3 protein-coding genes and 1 pseudogene are annotated in these 3453 nt (G+C 31.8%); all 4 read left to right on the top strand.

Annotated elements, in window-relative coordinates:
* On the top strand, positions 1-229 hold a 229-nt coding region (locus AB1630_11450; GenBank protein MEW6104408.1), incomplete at its 5' end, for an alpha-isopropylmalate synthase regulatory domain-containing protein.
* A gap of 8 nt (positions 230-237) precedes the next feature.
* Complete coding sequence (locus AB1630_11445) at positions 238-2538, top strand: N-6 DNA methylase (GenBank protein MEW6104407.1); 2301 nt, start codon at positions 238-240, stop codon at positions 2536-2538.
* Positions 2539-2548: 10 nt separating this feature from the next.
* Complete coding sequence (locus AB1630_11440; protein MEW6104406.1) at positions 2549-3292, top strand: hypothetical protein; 744 nt, start codon at positions 2549-2551, stop codon at positions 3290-3292.
* Positions 3293-3299: 7 nt separating this feature from the next.
* Positions 3300-3453, top strand: a pseudogene (locus tag AB1630_11435) (2-isopropylmalate synthase).

The following is a 3453-nucleotide window of genomic DNA, read 5'->3' as shown; positions in this document are numbered from 1 at the left end:
TGCTACATACAAGGCAATACAAGAGCTAACAAAGACAAAAAGCTCTCTTTTAAAATACGAGGTAAAAAGCATTACCGGTGGCACAGATGCCCTTGGAGAGGTTATGGTCTCACTTGAAGAGAAAGGAAGGATAGCAAGGGGTTATGGAGCAGATACAGATATAATTACAGCCTCAGCTAAGGCTTATATCAATGCAATCAATCGCTTGGTTACAAAGAATGTTAAATAAAAGATTTAATGAAAGAAAAGCCTAAATTTATAAGTAAAAATCTAATCTCTTTATCAAGACAAGTTCTCTGTGAAAAACTTGGCTCTAATAGTGATGCATATTTAGAATTCACAAACAGATTAAAAAATCTTCTTTTGGAAAAGGTAGATATAAAAGAAAAAGTTGATAACTGGACGAAGGCAATGGAAGGACTTTATGGGTATCAGCCTACCCTTTCTTTCTTTGTTGACCATGTTTATCTAATTGTTTTAGCAAAGATTGCAACTTACCTTAAATTTAATAATAATAGAGTGGATAAAAAAGAGATTCTTGGGGTAATAAATGGTGAATACTTCATAAGAAAAGGAATCACAAACTTTGAAGACGATTTCCTATCCTGCTTTTTTAATCCTAAAATAGAGAAAGAATTTCATGTTTTGGTATGGAATTTTATTGAGTTGCTGTCAAATTATAACTTTTCTAGAATAGAGGAAGACATTTTTAGAGAGTTATACGAGGAAATCATAGAACGCAAAGAAAGACATAAAATTGGAGAATACTATACACCAGAATGGCTTACAAAACTTATTTTAAATGATACCCTTGCCTTATGGGAAAAGAGAAAGAAAAAAACAACTCCAAAAATTTTAGACCCAGCCTGTGGTTCTGGCACATTTCTATATTGTGCTATAAAAATGCTTATCAAAAAAGGGGTTTCTTGCGAAGATATTGTAAAAAATGTCCATGGTATAGATATAAATCCCATAGCAGTCATTATTGCAAAAACAAATTATCTCATTGCTATTAGCGACTTGATTGATGGTTCAAAGGAGATGGTTTTGCCAATTTATACAAGAGATAGTTTAAAATCACCAAGCCTATTTGATTATGAAAGATTTGAAAAATACGATATGCTCATTAGCAATCCTCCTTGGGTTGTTATGAGGTCTATAAAAAATAGAGAATATCAAGGCTTTCTAAAAAGAGAGGTTTTAAATTACCACCTGGTTGAAAATAAAGATGTTCATCTATTTACTCAGATGGAGATGGCAACCCTCTTTTTCTGCAAGTGTGCTGACTTATATTTAGAAAAAGATGGACTAATAGCCTTTGTGATGCCAAAAAGTGTTTTAGCTGGAACAATCCACCATATTAACTTCAGGAAATTCAGAAATCCTCCTATAAAATTGTTCAAAATACTTGATTTGGAGGGGGTAAACCCACTTTTTAATATGCCCTCTTGTGTATTGATTGGTTCAAAAGGTGAAATAACAAAATATCCTGTGTTAATGGAAATATATAAAGGTGAATTGTCAAATAGAAATGGTAAATTATTAGATGTAAAAGAGAAGTTATCTGTTGCGAAATATAGTTACACCCCTCCTGATTTCTCATTAAAACCAAGTTATTATTACTCAAAATTTAAAGTAGGAGCAAGCATATTTCCGAGGTCTTTTTATTTTATAGATTTTAAAATCCCATCCACAACCCAATCTTCGGGGCTTGTAATCAAAACATCTGATGAAATATACAAGATAGTCAAAAACCCATGGAATGTTATATTAGAAGGTAATATAGAGGAGGATTTTCTTTATACCACATTGTTAGCATGGGAAATTTTTCCATTTGGTTATGTTAAGATGAATCCAGTTGTAATCCCAATCAAAGAAAATTTTTCTGGTTTTAGATTAATGAATATAAATAGCCTGCAAAAGAATGGTAAAAGGGGAATTACAGAGTGGTTCAATAAGGCACAAGCAATCTGGAATGAAAGAAGAACAGAAAAATCAGAGAAACGCTTTCCAAGCTTATTAGATAGATTGAATTATAATGGTCTCCTTACAGTTCAAAATCCCTTTATAAGATATCTTGTTTTGTATAATGCAACAGGCACTGATTTAGCCTCTTGTGTTATTGATAAACATTCATTGCCATGCTTTGAATTTAATGGAATTAAGGTGAAATCAAAGGGTTTTATTGTAGATGTTAAAACATGGTTTTTTGAAACCGAAAATGAAAACGAGGCATATTATTTATGTAGCATTCTTAATTCAGAAATAATTAGTAAAATGATAAAACCATTACAACCCAGAGGACTTTTTGGTGCTCGGGCAATTCATAGAAGACCATTATTATTTCCAATACCCAAATTTAATGAATATGATTCTTTGCATAATAGACTTGCAAATATTGGGGAGAAATGTCAGGATAAAATAAAAACTACAAGCTTTATCCAAAGGAATAATAGTATTAGATTGAAGGCAAGAAATAAGCTTAAAGATGAGATTATGGAAATAAACCAGATTGTGTTAGAAATTCTAAAGATATAGAAGGAACAAAATGTCATCCGAGATATTATTAAACAAACTTAAGGAGATGAAAGCCATTTATGAAGATGCCATTAAAAAAGGAGAATATACAAGTCTTATAAGATCTCAAGCTCTTATTAACCTACTTCATCAATATGTAATTAAAGAGTTGAAAAATATTGTTGATCCAACATGGATTGTTTCAGATAAAAAGGTTTATGGGTTTCCAAAAACCAAGGAGCAAGACATTGTAGTTCAACCCCCACAAAATGGCACAACAAATGTATCTGTTGGTCCAATTATGGCGGTTAATGTAAGGAGTCAATCAAGTTCTATTGATAAGAATTATGATACCTTATTTGAAAGGATATTTGCGGAAGCTTTAAATCTCCATAATAGATTTCCTTACATGGTTTTGGGATATCTCTATTTACTTCCCAAGATAGGATATAACTCAGAAGCCTTAAAAGAAAACAGGATAAGGTTTTCAGAAAGATATAATCTTGAAAAATATATCTTGAGTTTTTTATCCATTGCAAATAGAGAAAGTCCAAATGATGTGCCATGGAAATATGAAAAAGCCTGCCTTTTAATTGTTGATTTTGAAAGCAATCCTCCTAAAATTATAGATGATATGCATGTGTTTGTAAAAGAGGGTTTGATTAGTGAAAAATTTGCTTCTCTTTACTCATTTGAAAAATTAGGCATAAAAGATTTTTTTGATGAGTTATGCAAGGTAATGATTGAAAGGTATTACTTGATAGGATTTAAGTAGTATGTATACAGGCATTTTTGTCCAGCCAAACAAAGCAATTGTTGGAGCTAATGCCTTTGCCCATGAATCTGGAATCCATCAGGATGGGCTATTGAAGGAGAAATTGACATATGAAATCATCAAGCCCCAAAATGTAGGACTTTCCCAAACAAAATTCGTCC

It is taken from the genome of bacterium (genome assembly GCA_040753555.1).
GTDB lineage: Bacteria > UBA9089 > UBA9088 > UBA9088 > UBA9088 > JBFLYE01.
The sequence above is the reverse complement of the archived record's forward strand: the minus strand, read 5'-3'. Positions and strand labels throughout refer to the sequence as shown.

Coding starts and splice junctions, on each gene's coding strand:
- AB1630_11445 (MEW6104407.1), top strand. CDS start 238: ATGAAAGAAAAGCCTAAATTTATAAGTAAAAATCTAATCTCTTTATCA.
- AB1630_11440 (MEW6104406.1), top strand. CDS start 2,549: ATGTCATCCGAGATATTATTAAACAAACTTAAGGAGATGAAAGCCATT.